Source organism: Micromonospora sp. NPDC048909 (genome assembly GCF_040649635.1).
Lineage (GTDB): Bacteria > Actinomycetota > Actinomycetes > Mycobacteriales > Micromonosporaceae > Micromonospora.
In genome coordinates this window covers 1-15,678 of record NZ_JBEZFU010000013.1, presented here as the reverse complement: position 1 = coordinate 15,678, position 15,678 = coordinate 1, and the positions used below count along the sequence as shown (strand labels likewise).

General features: G+C 72.0%; 12 protein-coding genes. 2 read left to right on the top strand and 10 right to left on the bottom strand.

Features of this window, described 5'->3' with window-relative positions:
• Nucleotides 1–102 precede the first annotated feature (102 nt).
• The 8 genes from AB0C04_RS27290 to ruvC form a co-directional block, all read right to left on the bottom strand.
• On the bottom strand, nucleotides 103–2,565 hold the full coding sequence (locus AB0C04_RS27290; RefSeq protein WP_357060147.1) for a bifunctional (p)ppGpp synthetase/guanosine-3',5'-bis(diphosphate) 3'-pyrophosphohydrolase: 2,463 nt from the start codon (nucleotides 2,563–2,565) through the stop codon (nucleotides 103–105).
• Nucleotides 2,566–2,759: 194 nt separating this feature from the next.
• On the bottom strand, nucleotides 2,760–3,326 hold the full coding sequence (locus AB0C04_RS27285) for an adenine phosphoribosyltransferase (RefSeq protein ID WP_357059813.1): 567 nt from the start codon (nucleotides 3,324–3,326) through the stop codon (nucleotides 2,760–2,762).
• A gap of 107 nt (nucleotides 3,327–3,433) precedes the next feature.
• Nucleotides 3,434–4,621: a protein translocase subunit SecF gene (gene secF, locus AB0C04_RS27280; protein WP_357059811.1), complete on the bottom strand. Its 1,188-nt coding sequence runs from the start codon at nucleotides 4,619–4,621 to the stop codon at nucleotides 3,434–3,436.
• A 1-nt stretch (nucleotide 4,622) separates the two neighbouring features.
• Nucleotides 4,623–6,542 (bottom strand): protein translocase subunit SecD, encoded by a 1,920-nt coding sequence (gene secD / locus AB0C04_RS27275; RefSeq protein ID WP_357059808.1) that lies wholly within the window; start codon nucleotides 6,540–6,542, stop codon nucleotides 4,623–4,625.
• Between the two features lie 260 nt (nucleotides 6,543–6,802).
• A complete protein-coding gene (gene yajC, locus AB0C04_RS27270) occupies nucleotides 6,803–7,162 on the bottom strand; it encodes a preprotein translocase subunit YajC (RefSeq protein ID WP_357059806.1) in 360 nt (119 codons plus the stop codon).
• A gap of 120 nt (nucleotides 7,163–7,282) precedes the next feature.
• A complete protein-coding gene (gene ruvB, locus AB0C04_RS27265; RefSeq protein ID WP_357059804.1) occupies nucleotides 7,283–8,353 on the bottom strand; it encodes a Holliday junction branch migration DNA helicase RuvB in 1,071 nt (356 codons plus the stop codon).
• Complete coding sequence (ruvA, locus tag AB0C04_RS27260) at nucleotides 8,350–8,952, bottom strand: Holliday junction branch migration protein RuvA (RefSeq protein WP_350871089.1); 603 nt, start codon at nucleotides 8,950–8,952, stop codon at nucleotides 8,350–8,352. Before ruvA ends, ruvB begins: the two co-directional genes overlap by 4 nt.
• Nucleotides 8,949–9,476, bottom strand: a complete 528-nt coding sequence (gene ruvC / locus AB0C04_RS27255; RefSeq protein WP_357059801.1) for a crossover junction endodeoxyribonuclease RuvC — start codon at nucleotides 9,474–9,476, stop codon at nucleotides 8,949–8,951. Before ruvC ends, ruvA begins: the two co-directional genes overlap by 4 nt.
• 260 nt (nucleotides 9,477–9,736) lie before the next feature.
• Between ruvC and AB0C04_RS27250 the strand changes: the two genes are divergently transcribed.
• Both AB0C04_RS27250 and AB0C04_RS27245 read left to right on the top strand, forming a co-directional pair.
• A complete protein-coding gene (locus AB0C04_RS27250) occupies nucleotides 9,737–10,519 on the top strand; it encodes a 3-hydroxybutyrate dehydrogenase (protein WP_357059799.1) in 783 nt (260 codons plus the stop codon).
• Nucleotides 10,520–10,533: 14 nt separating this feature from the next.
• A complete protein-coding gene (locus tag AB0C04_RS27245; protein ID WP_357060144.1) occupies nucleotides 10,534–12,453 on the top strand; it encodes a helix-turn-helix domain-containing protein in 1,920 nt (639 codons plus the stop codon).
• 24 nt (nucleotides 12,454–12,477) lie between these two features.
• Here AB0C04_RS27245 and AB0C04_RS27240 read toward each other — a convergent pair whose 3' ends face one another.
• Nucleotides 12,478–13,086, bottom strand: a complete 609-nt coding sequence (locus AB0C04_RS27240; RefSeq protein WP_357059797.1) for a TetR/AcrR family transcriptional regulator — start codon at nucleotides 13,084–13,086, stop codon at nucleotides 12,478–12,480.
• 11 nt (nucleotides 13,087–13,097) lie between these two features.
• The gene (locus AB0C04_RS27235) at nucleotides 13,098–14,666 is read right to left on the bottom strand and encodes an MFS transporter (protein ID WP_357059794.1); all 1,569 of its coding nucleotides are present in this window, start codon (nucleotides 14,664–14,666) and stop codon (nucleotides 13,098–13,100) included.
• Nucleotides 14,667–15,678 lie beyond the last annotated feature (1,012 nt).

Genomic DNA, 15,678 nt, shown 5'->3' with positions numbered 1-15,678 from the left:
ACCCCGACTTCCCAGGAGTCGAGTGGATCATGGCGCCGGACGCAGCGACGAGCGCGACGGTGGACCCCGGTAGGCCGGGTCCGCCGGCCTGGCCGGGCGGCGTCAGGCGCCGGAGGTGACCCGGTAGGCGTCGAAGACGCCGTCCACCTTGCGGACCGTGGCCAGCAGATGGCCGAGGTGCTTCGGGTCCGCCATCTCGAAGCTGAACCGGCTGACCGCCACCCGGTCCCGGGTGGTGGTGACCGTGGCGGAGAGGATGTTCACCCGTTCCTCGGAGAGCACCCGGGTGACGTCGGCGAGCAGTTTGTGCCGGTCGAGCGCCTCCACCTGGATGGCGACCAGGAACGTCGAGGCGGAGGTGAGCTTCCAGCTCACCTCGACCACCCGCTCGCTCTGTGCCCGCAGGTCCTCGGCGTTGGCGCAGTCGTCGCGGTGCACGCTCACCCCGCCGGAGCGGGTGACGAAGCCGAAGACCGCGTCCGGCGGCACCGGGGTGCAGCACCGGGCCAGCTTGATCCAGACGTCGCTGACGCCGCGGACCACCACACCCGGATCGGCGCTGCTCTGCCGGCTGCGCGGCGGCCGGGTGGCGACGGCGGTCTCGGCGATGTCCTCCGCCGCGCCCTCCTCGCCGCCGTACGCGGCCATCAGCTTCTGCACCACCGACTGGGCGCTGACCTGGCTGTCGCCGACCGCCGCGTAGAGCGAGGCGACGTCGGCCAGGTGCAGATCGCGGGCGATCGACATCAACGCGTCGGAGGTGAGCATCCGCTGCAGGGGCATCCCCTGCTTACGCATCGCCTTGACGATCGCGTCCTTGCCGGCCTCGATCGCCTCCTCGCGCCGCTCCTTGTTGAAGTACTGGCGGATCTTCGTGCGGGCCCGGGGGCTCTTGACGAAGCCCAACCAGTCCTGCGTCGGGCCGGCGGTGTCGGACTTCGAGGTGAAGATCTCGATCACGTCGCCGTTGGAGAGCGTCGACTCCAGCGGCACCAGCTTGCCGTTGACCCGGGCGCCGATGCACTTGTGCCCCACCTCGGTGTGCACCGCGTACGCGAAGTCCACCGGCGTCGACCCGGTCGGCAGCGGGATGACGTCACCCTTGGGGGTGAAGACGTACACCTCCTGGCTGGACAGGTCGAAGCGCAGCGCGTCGAGAAACTCGCTCGGGTCGGCGGCCTCCCGCTGCCAGTCCAGCAGCTGGCGCAGCCAGGTCATCTCGTCGATGTGCGCCGGCGGACCGACCACCGGAACGCCCTTGTGCTCCTTGTACTTCCAGTGCGCGGCAATGCCGAACTCGGCGGTGCGGTGCATCGCGTAGGTGCGGATCTGCATCTCCACCGGCTTGCCGGTGGGCCCGATGACCGTCGTGTGCAACGACTGGTACATGTTGAACTTGGGCATGGCGATGTAGTCCTTGAACCGGCCCGGCACCGGCTGCCAGTTGGCGTGGATGACGCCCAGCGCCGCGTAGCAGTCGCGCACCGTGTCGACCAGGATCCGCACCCCGACCAGGTCGTAGATGTCGTTGAAGTCGCGCCCCCGCACGATCATCTTCTGGTAGATCGAGTAGAGGTGCTTCGGCCGGCCGGTGGTCTCCGCCTTGATCTTGGCGGCCTTCAGGTCGGTGGACACCTTCTGGGTCACCTGGCGCAGCAGCGCCTCGCGCTGCGGCTGGTGCTCCCCGATCAGCCGGTTGATCTCCTCGAACCGCTTCGGGAACAGCGTGCCGAAGGCCAGATCCTCCAGCTCCCACTTGATCGTGTTCATACCGAGGCGGTGCGCCAGCGGGGCGAGGATCTCCAGCGTCTCCTTCGCCTTCTGCTCCTGCTTGGGGCGGGGCAGGAAGGTCAGGGTGCGCATGTTGTGCAGCCGGTCGGCGAGCTTGATCACCAGGACCCGCGGGTCCTTCGCCATCGCGACCACCATCTTGCGGATGGTCTCGGCCTTGGCCGCGTCACCCAGCTTGACCTTGTCGAGCTTCGTGACGCCGTCGACCAGCAGCGCGACCTCGCCGCCGAAGTCGGCGCGCATCTGGTCGAGGGTGTATTCGGTGTCCTCGATGGTGTCGTGCAGCAGCGCCGCGACCAGCGTGGTGGTGTCCATCCCGAGGTTGGCCAGGATGGTGGCCACCGCCAGCGGGTGGGTGATGTAGGGGTCACCGGACTTGCGGTATTGCCCGGAGTGCCAGCGGGCCGCGGTGTCGAAGGCGCGCTGAAGCAGCCGGGCATCCGCCTTGGGGTGATTCTCCCGGTGTGTCGAGATCAGCGGCTCGAGCACCTCGCTGACCTGTGAGGTCTGCCAGGGCGCGTTGAACCGGGCCAGCCGGGCTCGCACCCGTCGGCCGGTGGGCGCGTTGGAGAACCCGAAACCGGTGGCCACCGCCGGCTCGACCGACCCGTCGGCCCGGAACGGGACCACCACGTTGTCGGCCGGCCGGGCGCCGTCGACCGGGTCGGTCAGGCCTGAGCCGTTGCCAGAGCCCGTCACCCGGGCTGTCGCGTCACCGTTCCGGTCGGTCACCGAGCCGTCCGCGTCGCCTGTCGGGTGCAACGTGCCCTCCACCGGAGGGACGACATCGTGGGACACCGGCCTCCTCACCGCTCGCCGGAAACACACCGACCGTATGCCGGTCGGTCTGGTCTCGTGCCGCCGAACGGTGCACCGCCGGCGTCAGCAAAGGGCAATGCTACCCGCACAGACGGTGCCCTGCCGCTCCGCCGGACGGACCGCGCCGGGCCTACCAGCGGCCACCTGGATCAAACGGTCAGCAGGGCATGGACCGGACGGGGAGCGAGTCGGTCCCGGCCGCCCAGGAAACCCAGCTCCAGCAGCACGGTGAACCCGGCCACGGTGCCGCCCGCCCGCTCGACCAGGTCGAGCGTCGCCGCCGCGGTGCCGCCGGTGGCGAGCACGTCGTCCACCACCAGCACCCGGTGCCCCGCGGTGAACGCGTCCTGGTGCACCTCCAGGGTCGCCTCGCCGTACTCCAGCTCGTACGAGGCCGAGTAGGCGGCCCGGGGCAGCTTGCCCGCCTTGCGCACCGGCACCACGCCGACCCCGGTCGCGTAGGCGATGGCCGCCGCGACCACGAAGCCGCGCGCCTCGATGCCCACCACGGCGTCGAACGCGTCGCGCCCGTGGTACGCGATGATCCGGTCGGTCACCTCGCGGAACGCGGCCCCGTCGGCGAAGAGCGGCATCAGGTCCTTGAACGCGACACCCGGCTTGGGAAAGTCCGGCACGTCGAGCACCCGGCTGGCCACCAGCCGGGCGGTCTCGACACCGCTGTCCCCGCGTACCTCGGCGCTGTGGGTCTCCGTCACGGCAGTTCCCGTTTCCCTTCCGACGACGACGGCGTCCTGCATGCTGCTCGCACAGCATGAAGGACGCCGTCAGGTCGGTTCCTACCGGGTCGGCCCCCGGCGGTCGGTCAGCGCCGCTTGGCGCCGCCCGGCCGGTTTCCGCCGCCGCCGGTCGGCCGCCCACCGCGGGCGCCGGTCTGCCGCTTGGCGGCCGGCCGGGCACCCACCTTGGGCACGGCGCCGGCGAGCGCGGCGGCCTCCGGGTCGACGACGCTCTCGCCACCGCCGGCGGCGGCGCGCGGTGCGCCCTTCGGAGTCACCTCGCCCCGGGCGATCGCCCCCCGCCGGGCCAGGACCCGCTTCTTGTGCGCCTGGATCCGCGGCTCGAAGTCCTTCAGCGTCGCCAGCACCGGGGTGGCGAAGAAGATCGACGAGTAGACCGCGATGAACATACCGACGAAGAGCACCAGACCGAGGTCCTCCAGGGTTACCGCGCCGAGCGGGACACCGATGAAGAGCAGACCACCCACGGGCAGCAGCGCGACCAGACCGGTGTTGATCGACCGCATCAGGGTCTGGTTGATGGCGAGGTTGGCCGCCTCGCCGTAGGTCTGGTTGTTGTTCGCCGTGATGCCCCGGGTGTTCTCCTGGACCTTGTCGAACACCACGACGACGTCGTAGAGCGCGAAGCCCAGGATGGTGAGGAAGCCGATGATCGTCGACGGCGTGACCTCGAACCCGACCAGCGAGTAGACCCCGGCGGTGAGGATCAGGTTGAGCAGCAACGACGAGACCGCGCCGACCGCCATCCGCCACTCGAAACGGATGATCAGGTAGAGCATCACCAGCGCGATGAAGATGACCAGACCGAGCAGCGCGCGCTCGGTGTACTGGCCACCCCAGGCCGCGCTGACCTGGTTGGAGCTGATCTGGTCGGCGTTGATGCCGAACTCCTGCGCCAGCCCGGACTTGACCGCGTTGGCCTGCTCGGAGCTCAGCACGGCGGTGCGGAACTCGTAGAACTCCCCGCCCGCGCCGCCGACCCGCTGGGCCGACTCCACCTCGGTGCTGCCGGCGCCGGCGAGGACCGTGTCGACGCGGTCTTCGGCCTGGTTGAGGGTGCCGACGCTGGCCGGCACCTGGAAGGAGTTGCCGCCCTCGAACTCGATGCCGAGGGTGAAGCCCCGGAACAGGAAGCTCAGCAGTGCGGCGAGCACCAGCGCGCCGGCGATGCCGAACCAGAGCTTGCGCTTGCCGATGATGTCGAGACCGGCCTCGCCCCGGTAGAGGCGAGTGGCCAAACCGCTACCGGCCATGTCAGGCCTCCTTCACGCGCGACGGGCGGGTGGTGGTCTCCCGCTCGGCTTCGGCCGTCCGCAGGACGCGGCCCAGGCCACTGACCCGGGGCGAGAGGAACGCCTGGGTCCGGGCGAACATCGTCATGATCGGGTGCCGGAAGAGGAACACCACGACCAGGTCCAGCACCGTCGCCAGACCGAGGGCGAAGGCGAAGCCCTTCACCGTGCCGACCGAGACGATGTAGAGCACCACCGCCGCGAGGATCGAGATGGCGTTCGCCGAGATGATCGTCCGGCGGGCCCGGATCCACGCCCGCGGCACCGCGCTACGCGGGCTGCGGCCTTCGCGGATCTCGTCCTTCAATCGTTCGAAGTAGATGACGAACGAGTCCGCCGCCACACCGAGCGAGACGATGAAACCGGCGATGCCGGCGAGCGTCAGGGTGAACCCGATCTGCCGCCCGAGCACGATCAGCGCGCCGAAGACCAGCAGCGCGGAGAGGATCAGGCTCAGGAAGATCACCGAGCCGAGCAGGCGGTAGTAGAAGAACGCGTAGATGATGACCAGCAGCATGCCGATGCCGGCCGCGAGCAGGCCGGCCCGCAGGTGGCTGGCGCCCAGGGTGGCGGAGACGTTCTGCTGCTCCTGCGCCTCGAAGGTCGCCGGCAGCGCACCGTAGCGCAGCTGGCTGGCGAGGGTGCTGGAGTCCTTCTGGGTGAAGTTGCCGGTGATCTGGGAGTCGCCGGTGAGTACACCCTGGATCTCGGGCGACGAGACGATCTCGTTGTCCAGCACCACGGCCACCCGGCACTTGCCGTCCTGGCCGAGGGCGGAGGCGTCACAGGCCTGGCCCTCGTTGTTGAACGCCTCGCGGGTCAGGTTGGTCCACTTCTCCTGGCCGTTGCCGGTGAAGTCGAGGCTCACCACCCAGGAGCTGGTCTGGTCCATCACCGCGCTGGCGTCGCTCACGTCGGTGCCGAGCACCTTCGCCACGTCGAGCAGGTACTTCGCGGCGCTGTCCTCACAGGCCACCACCTGCTGCTGCGGGTCCGAGATCGAGGCCGGCGGACGTCCGTCGAGCTGGGCGCAGCCGATGGTCGGCACGTTGAACTGCATCTGCGCCGGCAGGACGGCGACCTCCTGCGGGCTGAGCGTGCCGAACGGCTTGAGCTTGTCGCCCAGCGAGGGGTCGGCGGTGAGGTCCGCCGGTGCCTGCAACCCGCTGGCGGCCGACCAGGCGGCCGCACCAACCTTCTGCTCGACGGCCTTTCGCTGCTGCTCGATGCTGGCCGGCACCGGTGCCTCGCTGGCGCTCGGCGCGGGCGCGGCGGCGCTCGGCGAGGCCGACGTCGACGGGGTCGGGGTGGCGCTCGCGCTCGGCGCCGGCGCCATGCCGCCCTGGCCACCCGACGGCGAGCTGGTCACCTTCGGCGCGGCGCTGCCCGACGGGGTCGGCGTCGCGCTGCCCGAGGGGGCCGGGCTCGCGCTGCCGGACGGGGCCGGCGTCGCCGCCGGCGGGGCGGCGATCGCCCCGCTGCCGTCCGCCGCCTTGAGCACCTTGCGGAAGCGCAGCTCGGCCGGGGTGCCGACGTTGGTCAGGTCCCGGTTCTCGCCGGGCAGGGAGACCACGATGTTCCGGTTGCCCTCGGTGACCACCTCGGCCTCGGCCACGCCGAAGGCGTTGACCCGGTTCTCGATGATCTGGCGGGCCTCTTCGAGGTTCTCCGCCGTCGGGGGCCGACCGTCGACGGTGTTCTTCGCCTCCAGCGTCAGGCGGGTGCCGCCGACCAGGTCCAGGCCGAGCCGGGGCTCGAGCCGGTCGGTGAAGCTGCCCTTGGCGCCGCCCGAGAAGAACACCAAAAGATAGAGGACGACGAAGATGAGCCCGAGTACGGCGAGCTGCCGCCCGGGGCGCATCTGTCCCTGAGGTGGTGCCACGGCTGTCCTGTCTCCCTGTACGGTCGCGCCGCCCCCGCGGCGACGGGTGTCGGGCCGGGATCCCGGGCCGACGGCTCCGACCGGGCTCGGCGGCGGTCGGCGGCACGGCGTCGCGGCGGAGAGCGCGGGGGCGCCGACCGGTCACGCAAGTGTGCCGACGCCCAGCGTCGACCCGATTATCCAGTTTTGATGTCGCCACCGCCGCCCCGTCGGGAATCGGCCGGTTGGGACCGGCCGGGCCTGCCCCGACGAGAGGCGGGTCACTCCTTGACGGTGTCCGCGTCCTCGGTCGCCGGCTCCGCCGGAAGCTCGGCCCGGGTGACCACCCGGGCGATGGCCGGCCGGGCGTACCGGGTCTGCACTCCCGGGGAGACCTCGAGCAGGACGGTGTCGTCGTCCACACCGGTGACCGTGCCGTAGAGCCCGCCGATGGTGACCACCTCGTCACCGGGGCCGAGCGCGGACTGCATGTCCGCGGCCTCGCGGCGGCGCTTCTGCTGAGGGCGGATCATCATGAAGTACATGACGCCGAAGAGCAAGACGATCATCAGGATCGGCGTCAGACCACCGGCTCCGCCGCTGCCCGCTGCAAGGTATTGCACGGTTACAGACCTTCCCATTGGCCTCCCGCCGGCACCAGGTGTGCCGGAGCGGAGGCGGATTCTCACGTCCTGTACAGACCGCGGCGAGTCTAATCCCTGCACCTGGGAACGCCGAATGCGGCACAGATCACGTTCGGATCACGGCTGATCGGGCGCGGTCGAGAACAGATCGGCCACGGGAGAGGCATCGGCACCAAATGTACCATTCGGTGGCGTACGCCCCAGATGCCGCCAGGCCGCCTCAGTCGCCACCCGCCCCCGCGGCGTACGGGCCAACAGACCGGCCCGGACCAGGAACGGCTCGCACACCTCCTCGACGGTGTCCGGCTGCTCCCCCACCGCGACGGCGAGGGTGGAGAGCCCGACCGGGCCGCCCCGGAACGAGTCGACCAACGCGGTCAGCACCGCGCGGTCCAGCCGGTCCAGCCCGAGGGCGTCGACGTCGTAGACGGTCAGCGCCGCCCGCGCGGTCTCCAGGTTGACCACGCCGTCGGCCCGGACCTCGGCGAAGTCGCGCACCCGGCGCAGCAACCGGTTGGCGATCCGGGGCGTCCCCCGCGAGCGACCGGAGATCTCGACGGCGCCGTCGGCGGTGATCGGCACGCCGAGGATCCGCGCCGAGCGGTGCAGCAGCGCCTCCAGATCGGCCGGGGCGTAGAAGTCGAGGTGGGCGACGAAGCCGAACCGGTCCCGCATCGGCCCGGTCAGCAGGCCGGAGCGGGTGGTCGCGCCGACCAGGGTGAACGGCTCCACGTCCAGCGGGATCGCGGTGGCGCCCGGCCCCTTGCCGACCACCACGTCGACCCGGAAGTCCTCCATCGCGCTGTAGAGCAGTTCCTCGGCCGGCTTGGCGATCCGGTGGATCTCGTCGATGAAGAGCACGTCGCCCTCGGCGAGGCTGGTCAGGATGGCCGCCAGGTCGCCGGAGCGCTCGATCGCCGGCCCGCTGGTCACCCGGATGCCCGCACCCAACTCGGCCGCCACGATGTTGGCCAACGTCGTCTTACCGAGGCCGGGCGGCCCGGACAGGAGAATGTGGTCGGGCGGGCTACCCCGGCGCATCGCACCCTGCAGCAGCAGGTCGAGCTGGTCGCGCACCCGGTGCTGGGCGATGAACTCGGCCAGCCGCTTCGGCCGGACACTGGCCTCCGCGTCCCGCTCCGCGTCCGCGACGTACGCCGAGACCACGCCGTGGTCGGGACCGGTCATCGCGTCCGGCCCAGCAGCCGGATGGCCTGCTTGAGCAGGACCGGCACCGGCGGCGTCGGGCCGTCCACAGTCTCCGCCACCGCGGCGACCGCCTGGTCGGCCTGCGCGGCCGTCCAGCCCAGCCCGACCAGCGCCTGACGCACCTGGTCCGGCCAGGCGCCGCCGACCACCCCGGCCGCGCCGTCGGCGCCCACCGGCACCGGACCGATCCGGTCGCGCAGCTCCAGCACCAGCCGCTCGGCGCCCTTCTTGCCGATCCCGGGCACCCGAGTCAACGCGGCGGTGTCGGCGTTGGCGATCGCCTTGCGGACCGCGTCGGGGGTGTGCACGGCGAGCACCGCCTGGGCCAGCCGGGGGCCGACCCCGCTGGCGGTCTGCAACAGCTCGAAGAGCTGCTTGGCGTCATCGTCGGCGAAGCCGTAGAGGGTGAGCGAGTCCTCCCGGACGACCAGACTGGTGGCGAGCCGGGCCGGCTGGCCGACCCGCAGCTCGGCGAGGGTGCCCGGCGCGCAGTGCACCGCGAGGCCCACCCCGCCGACCTCGATCACCGCCTGGTCGGGGCCGGTCGCGGTCACCACGCCGCGCACGCTCGCGATCATCTCGCTCCTCCTCGTCGTACCCGGTCCGCGGCGGCGGCCAGTTTGGAGCGGGTTCCGCCGCGCCAGATGTGGCAGATCGCCAGCGCCAGCGCGTCCGCGGCGTCGGCCGGTCGGGGCGGCTCGGGCAGCCGCAGCAGCCGGGTGACCATCGCGGTCATCTGCGCCTTGTCCGCCTGCCCGGAGCCGGTCACCGCCGCCTTCACCTCGCTCGGGGTGTAGGTCTGCACGGGCAGCCCGGCGCGCGCACCGGCGAGCACGGCGATGCCGCTGGCCTGCGCGGTGCCCATCACGGTGCGCACGTTGTGCTGGCTGAACACCCGCTCGACCGCCACGCTCTCCGGCCGGTGCTCGGCCACCAGATCGGTGAGTTTGCGATCCAGGTGCAGCAGGCGCAGCGGCAGCTCGTCGGCCGGGTCGGTGTAGACCACGTAGTAGGCGACCAGCGTGCAGGGTCGGCCGGGCACGCCCTCGACCACGCCCACCCCGCACCGGGTCAGCCCCGGGTCGACGCCGAGCACCCGCACGCCGCCTCCTCCCCCAGCCGCCAGCAGTACGTGTGTTCGACACCCTACTGGTGGCCCCGAACGCCCGCCCGCCGGGACACGCCGACGCCGGACCGGACCGTCGCATCCCACCACCCCAGCGGGGCCGGGTAGGCGAGCGGGAGCTGGCAGCCGGGTCCGGCGGCCGGGCCGCAGCGGCCGCGCTCCCACACACCTTGACGGTGGAGTATGTGTCGCCACCCCATGTGCGCCCGGCCACACAGCTCGTAACTTCTTGCGCCATGACGGCAGAACCCGTGGCGGTCCCCCACGTCGTGAACGTCGACCTCGCCGGTCGGACCGCCCTGGTGACCGGGGGCGGTAGCGGCATCGGCCGGGCCTGCGCCCTGCGGTTGGCGGCGGCCGGCGCGGCCGTCCTGGTGGTGGACCGCAACGTCGAGGCGGCGAAGGCGGTGGCCGCCGAGGCCGGTGGCCGGGCCGAGGGGGTCGACCTGGCCGACGCCGCGGCGGTGGACCGGCTCGACACGGACGTGGACATCGTGGTGAACAACGCCGGGTTGCAGCACGTCGCGCCGCTACCGGACTTCCCGGCGGAGCGCTTCGCGTACCTGCACCGGGTCATGGTGGAGGCGCCGTTTCTGATCATCCGCCGCGCGCTGCCGCACATGTACGCCCGGGGCTGGGGCCGGATCATCAACATCTCCTCGGTGCACGGGCTGCGCGCCTCGCCGTACAAGGCGGCCTACGTCTCGGCGAAGCACGCGCTGGAGGGCCTGTCGAAGGTGGTCGCGCTGGAGGGCGCGCAGCACGGCGTCACCGCCAACTGCATCAACCCGGCGTACGTGCGCACGGCGCTGGTGGAGAGCCAGATCGCCGACCAGGCGGCCAGCCACGGCCTCCCGGAATCCGAGGTGATCGAGAAGATCATGCTGGCCCGGGCGGCGATCAAGCGGCTGATCGAGCCGGAGGAGGTCGCCGAGCTGATGGCGTACCTCTGTGCGCCACCGGCGGCCTTCATCACCGGCGCGTCCATCGCGCTCGACGGGGGCTGGACGGCGAACTAGTGGCCGCGCGCACAATGGGCGTCATGTCCTCGCCCGTGGAGTTCCTCGAACTGCTCGCCCGGGAGGCCGCCGCGGTCGAGTTCGAGGGGCCGCTGGTCGCGGCCCGCGCCGCCGGGCTGCCCCCGGACCGGCTCGCCGAGCTGGAGCAGGCGAAAACCGTGGCGCTGCGGGTCCGCGCGCTGCTCGAGCGGCGCCGCCGCCGGGAGACCGAGCTTTCCGGGCTGTACGACACCGTCAGCGACCTGGCCGGCCTGCGCGACCTGGACGACGTGCTGCGGGCGATCGTGCACCGGGCGCGCAACCTGCTCGGCGCCGACGTGGCGTACATGACCCTCAACGACGACGAGCGCGGCGACACCTACATGCGGGTCACCGACGGCTCGGTCTCCGCCCGGTTCCAGCGGCTGCGGCTGCCGATGGGCGCGGGCCTGGGCGGTCTGGTGGCCCAGTCCGGCGCCCCGTACGTCACCGCCAACTATCCGGAGGACGACCGCTTCCACCACACCGGGGAGATCGACGCCGGGGTGGGCGAGGAGGGCCTGGTGGCCATCCTCGGCGTGCCGTTGCGGCTCGGCTCGACCTCCATCGGGGTGCTCTACGCGGCGAACCGCTCGGCCCGCCCCTTCGTCCGTGAGGAGGTCGCCCTCCTGGTCTCGCTCGCCGCGCACGCAGCGGTCGCGATCGACACCGCCCGGCTGCTCACCGAGACCCGCTCGGCGCTGGCCGAGCTGTCCGCGGCGAACACCACCATCCGGGCGCACAGCAGCTCGGTGGAGCGCGCGGCGGCCGCCCACGACCGGATGACCGCGCTGGTGCTGCGCGGCGGCGGCGTGGAGGACGTGGCGGCCGCGGTGACCGAGGTGCTCGGCGGGGCGCTGCTGGCACTGGACGCGGAGGGCCGGCTGCTGGCCCGGGTCGGGGAGATCACCGAACCGGACCGCTCGGACATCGTCGAGGCGGTGGCCGCCTCCCGGACCGAGGGACGCAGCGTCCGGCGGGGCTCGCTCTGGTACGCGGCCGTGGTGGCCGGCGCGGAGAACCTGGGCGCCCTGGTGCTGCGCCCGGACGAGGAGCTGGTCGACGCCGACCAGCGGATCCTGGAGCGGGCCGCGCTGGTGACGGCGCTGCTGCTGCTGTTCCGCCGCACGGTCGCCGAGGCGGAGGGGCGGGTCCGCGGCGAGCTGCTCGACGACCTGATCGCCCGGCCGCTGCGCGACACCGACGCGCTGCGCAGCCGGGCCCGGCGGCTCGGGGTGGACCTGGACGCGCCGCACGTGCTGGTGGCGGTGGGCGAGGACGCGATCGCGGCGACCGGCTCAGCCCGGCAGCGGGTGCTCTCCTGGGCCACCACGTACGCCTCGACCCGCGGCGGGCTGGCCGCGGCCCGCGACGGCCTGGTGGTGCTGATGCTCCCCGGTCAGGACGCCGGCGCGAGCGCCCGCGCGGTCTCCCGGGACCTGTCCCGGATCACCGGGCGACCGGTCACCGCCGGGGCGAGCGGCCCGTCGGCCACGCCGGCGTTCCTGGCCGCCACGTTCCGCGAGGCGGACCGCTGCCTCACCGCGCTCGGCGCGCTGGGCCGGGCCGGGCAGGGCGCGAGCACCGCCGAGCTGGGCTTCGTCGGGTTGCTGCTCGGCGCGGTCGGCGACGGGGGCGACCGGGACGTGGAGCAGTTCCTCACGGCGACCGTGGGGCCGGTGGTCGACTACGACGCCCGGCGCGGCACCGCCCTGGTGAAGACGCTGGAGGCGTATTTCGGGGTGGGCGGCAGCCTGGCCCGCGCCGCCGAGCAGCTGCACGTCCATGTGAACACGGTGACCCAGCGGTTGGAGCGGGTCGGGCAGCTGCTCGGCGCGGACTGGCAGCGGCCGGAGCGGGCCCTGGAGGTGCAGCTGGCCCTGCGCCTGCACCGCCTGCGCACCCCGGCCGGCTGACCGCTCGGGCGCTCCGAGGATCGGTCAGCGGGCCTGGATGCCCGCCAGCACGGTGTCGACGACCTGCCCGGGCAGGGCCTGCTCGTCCAGGTCCGGGTTCCACTGGAGCACGCGCTGGATCAGCATCGGTCCGGTGAGCAGGGCCATCGTCACCTCGAGGTCGAGGTCGGGCCGGAGCACCCCCTCGGCGATGCCGCGCCGCAGCACCTCGCGCATCAACTGCCGACGCGGCGCGATGATGTTCTGGTAGAGCCGGAAGTGGTCCGGGCTGCGGTTCACCTCGGGCACCAGACAGGGCATGATCTTCGAGGCGCGCGGGTCGACGTTCTTTCCGATCGCGCCGACCAGCAGCACCAGGTCGTCCCGGACGGAGTGCCCGGCCGGCTGCGGCAGGATGCCCTTGAGCCGGCGCAGCGCGTCCAGCAGCAGTGCGTCCTTGCCGGCCCAACGGCGATAGATGGTGGCCTTGCCCACCCCGGCGCGGGCGGCGATCGCCTCGATCGACAGCGCCTCGATGGTGCTGCCCTCGGCGAGCAGGTCGAGGGTGGCCTCGATGATCGCCTCATCGGCGCGGACGCTCCGCGGTCGCCCGGGCGACCGCGGAGCATCAGCAGTGGACGTCATGTCGGACATTGTCCCCGAACCTATGCGGTCTCGGCCAACTCCGGTGCGGCGGCCCGTGCGGCCGGCGCCGGGTCGGTGGCTGCCCGGCCGGGCAGCCAGCGCAGCGCCACCAGGATGCCGAGCGCGGCCACCAGCGCGGAGAGCGCGGCCGCCCAGTGCATGGCGGTGACGAAGGAGTCGTTCGCCGCAGCGAGCAGCTTCGGCGCCGCCGGCCCGAGCTGCCCGGCCGCCGCGTACGCGCCGGAGATGGACTCGTTCGCCGCGTCCCGGGCCTGGGCCGGCAGGCCGGCCAGCGCCGGGTCGACGTCGGCCCGGTAGACCGCGGAGAGCACCGAGCCGAGCACCGCCACGCCGAGCGCGCCACCGACCTGGCGGACCGTGTTGCTGACCGCCGAGCCGACGCCGGCCTTCTCCCGGGGCAGCGACGACATGATCGACTCCGTCGCCGGCGGCATGATGTTGGCCATCCCGACGCCCTGGATGAAGAAGAAGAACAACACGACCCAGATCGGGGTGTGCGCGTCGATGAAGGTGAAGGCGCCGAGCGAGATCGCCGTCAGCACCAGCCCGACCACCGCGACCGCCTTGCCGCCGTACTTGCGGACCATCGCCGCGCTGCGCGGGGCGAAGATCAGCTGGGCGCCGGCGAACGGCAGGAAGAGCAGACCGGTCTGCAGCGGGCTGTAGTCGCGCACCAGCTGCAGGTAGAACGAGCTGAAGAACATCACGCCCATCGCGGCGAAGAAGATCAGGCCGACGATTGCGACCGGCGCGGCGAACTGCGGCACCTTGAACAGCCGGACGTCCAGCGACGGGTGGGTGCTGCGCCGCTCGATGTTGACGAACCAGGCGAGCACCGCCAGGCCACCGATGATCGAGACCCACACCACCGGCCGGCCGAAACCGTGCTCACCGCCGTCGATGATGCCGTAGGTCAGCGCGACGAGGCCCACCACCGAGAGGACCACACCGAACACGTCGATCCGGCCCGGCTTCGGGTCCCGCGACTCGGGCACCAGGAGCGCGACCAGGACCACGCCGAGCACGACCACCGGCACGTTGATCAGGAAGACCGAACCCCACCAGAAGTGCTCGAGCAGCCCGCCGCCCAGGACCGGGCCGATCGCGACGGCGAGCCCGACCGCACCGGCCCAGACGCCGATCGCCCGGCCCCGCTCCCGCGGGTCGAAGACGTTCGAGATGATCGAGAGCGTCACCGGCATGATGGCCGCGCCGCCGACCCCCATCAGCGCGCGGGCCGCGATCAACTGCCCGGGGCTCTGCGCGTACGCCGACAGCAGCGACGACAGGCCGAAGAGCACCAGACCGATCAGCAGGAACCGCTTACGACCGGCGCGGTCGCCGAGCACCCCGAAGGTGAAGAGCAGACCGGCGAAGACGAGCGTGTACGAGTTGATCGCCCACTCCAGCTCGCCCTGGCTGGCACCCAGCCCGTGCGTCGGGTCGGCGAGCGTGCGAAGTGCGACGTTCAGGATGGTGTTGTCGAGGACGACCACGAGGAGGCTGATCACCAGCACCCCCAGGATCGCCCACCTCCTCGGATGGCCCGTGTTGTCGCGGATCTCCATTGCCGGTTCTCCCCCCGGTGGCCCCGCCCGAAGATACGATACGGAGCAGACTCGTAATCACGGTCAGCCTAAGCCCACCATTAACGATACGGAACCGATCCGTATCGTATGTGTCCGGCGTCACCTCTCCCCTACCGGTCGCGAGCCCAGAGACCCGACGTGCGGCGGCGCGGCGGCCGGCGCCCTGGGCCCGGCGGCTTGGGCCCCGGCGGCTTGGGCCCCGGCGGCTTGGGCCCGGCGCCCTGGGGCTCAGCGACCCGGCCCGGGGCCCGGCGGCCCGCAAAGTCGCCGACGTGGCGGTGACCAGGTGGGCAGATAATCGCCGTGTCGGCGGACTGGAGTTGATCAGAGACTCGTCCGGTTTGATCGACTCCGGTTCGCTGATGTCGGGGTGTACCGATCGCCTCCCGAGCGCTGCGCTGGACAAAGCCTCCTGGGCGGTGTGGGCGGTTTGGGGTGTGACCGGGGGCATCCCGGGGCCGGAATGATGGGTGGCCGGGCGTCGTTGAATATGCCCGACGGCCGAGGTAGCAGCCCCGCCCGCCGGCCGGTTCATCCGGTCGCCGACGGTGGCTGGCCCGCCGGAATGATGGCGGGCCGCCGGCCGTTACATCTGGTCCCGGCCGACGAGCCGACCCCCGGAATGATGGCGGGCCGCCGGTCGTTACAGCTGGACCCGGCACCGCGAGGCCCCCCGGCCCCGGACGTCGGATCCCCCTGGTCGGTGAGCCCCGGAATGTGTGGCCCGGCCTGAAGACTTTCCCTCTTGCTTGTTTTGTTGAGCGCCTTGTCGAGGTGCTGCACACCCGCGCACGTTGCCGACCCCTATCGGTGGTGTGGGTGTCTACCCCCGAATTGGAGCTTCCCTGATGAACACGATCATGCGTAAGAGCGTTCTGAGTGTTGCTGGTCTGGCCTTCGCCGGTGGGATCTTCGCCGGCCCCGTCGCCGCGCACGCCGCGGCGCCGGCCGTGGACGCCAAGCCCACCGCCGTGGCGGTGCAGGCCGACAA

Excerpts from the sequence above, each read along its gene's own strand:
- ruvB (WP_357059804.1), bottom strand. The coding sequence starts at position 8,353 with ATGACCGGTCCCGACCACGGCGTGGTCTCGGCGTACGTCGCGGACGCG.
- secF (WP_357059811.1), bottom strand. The coding sequence starts at position 4,621 with ATGGCCGGTAGCGGTTTGGCCACTCGCCTCTACCGGGGCGAGGCCGGT.
- AB0C04_RS27235 (WP_357059794.1), bottom strand. The coding sequence starts at position 14,666 with ATGGAGATCCGCGACAACACGGGCCATCCGAGGAGGTGGGCGATCCTG.
- AB0C04_RS27250 (WP_357059799.1), top strand. The coding sequence starts at position 9,737 with ATGACGGCAGAACCCGTGGCGGTCCCCCACGTCGTGAACGTCGACCTC.
- AB0C04_RS27240 (WP_357059797.1), bottom strand. The coding sequence starts at position 13,086 with ATGTCCGACATGACGTCCACTGCTGATGCTCCGCGGTCGCCCGGGCGA.
- AB0C04_RS27245 (WP_357060144.1), top strand. The coding sequence starts at position 10,534 with ATGGGCGTCATGTCCTCGCCCGTGGAGTTCCTCGAACTGCTCGCCCGG.
- ruvA (WP_350871089.1), bottom strand. The coding sequence starts at position 8,952 with ATGATCGCGAGCGTGCGCGGCGTGGTGACCGCGACCGGCCCCGACCAG.
- yajC (WP_357059806.1), bottom strand. The coding sequence starts at position 7,162 with ATGGGAAGGTCTGTAACCGTGCAATACCTTGCAGCGGGCAGCGGCGGA.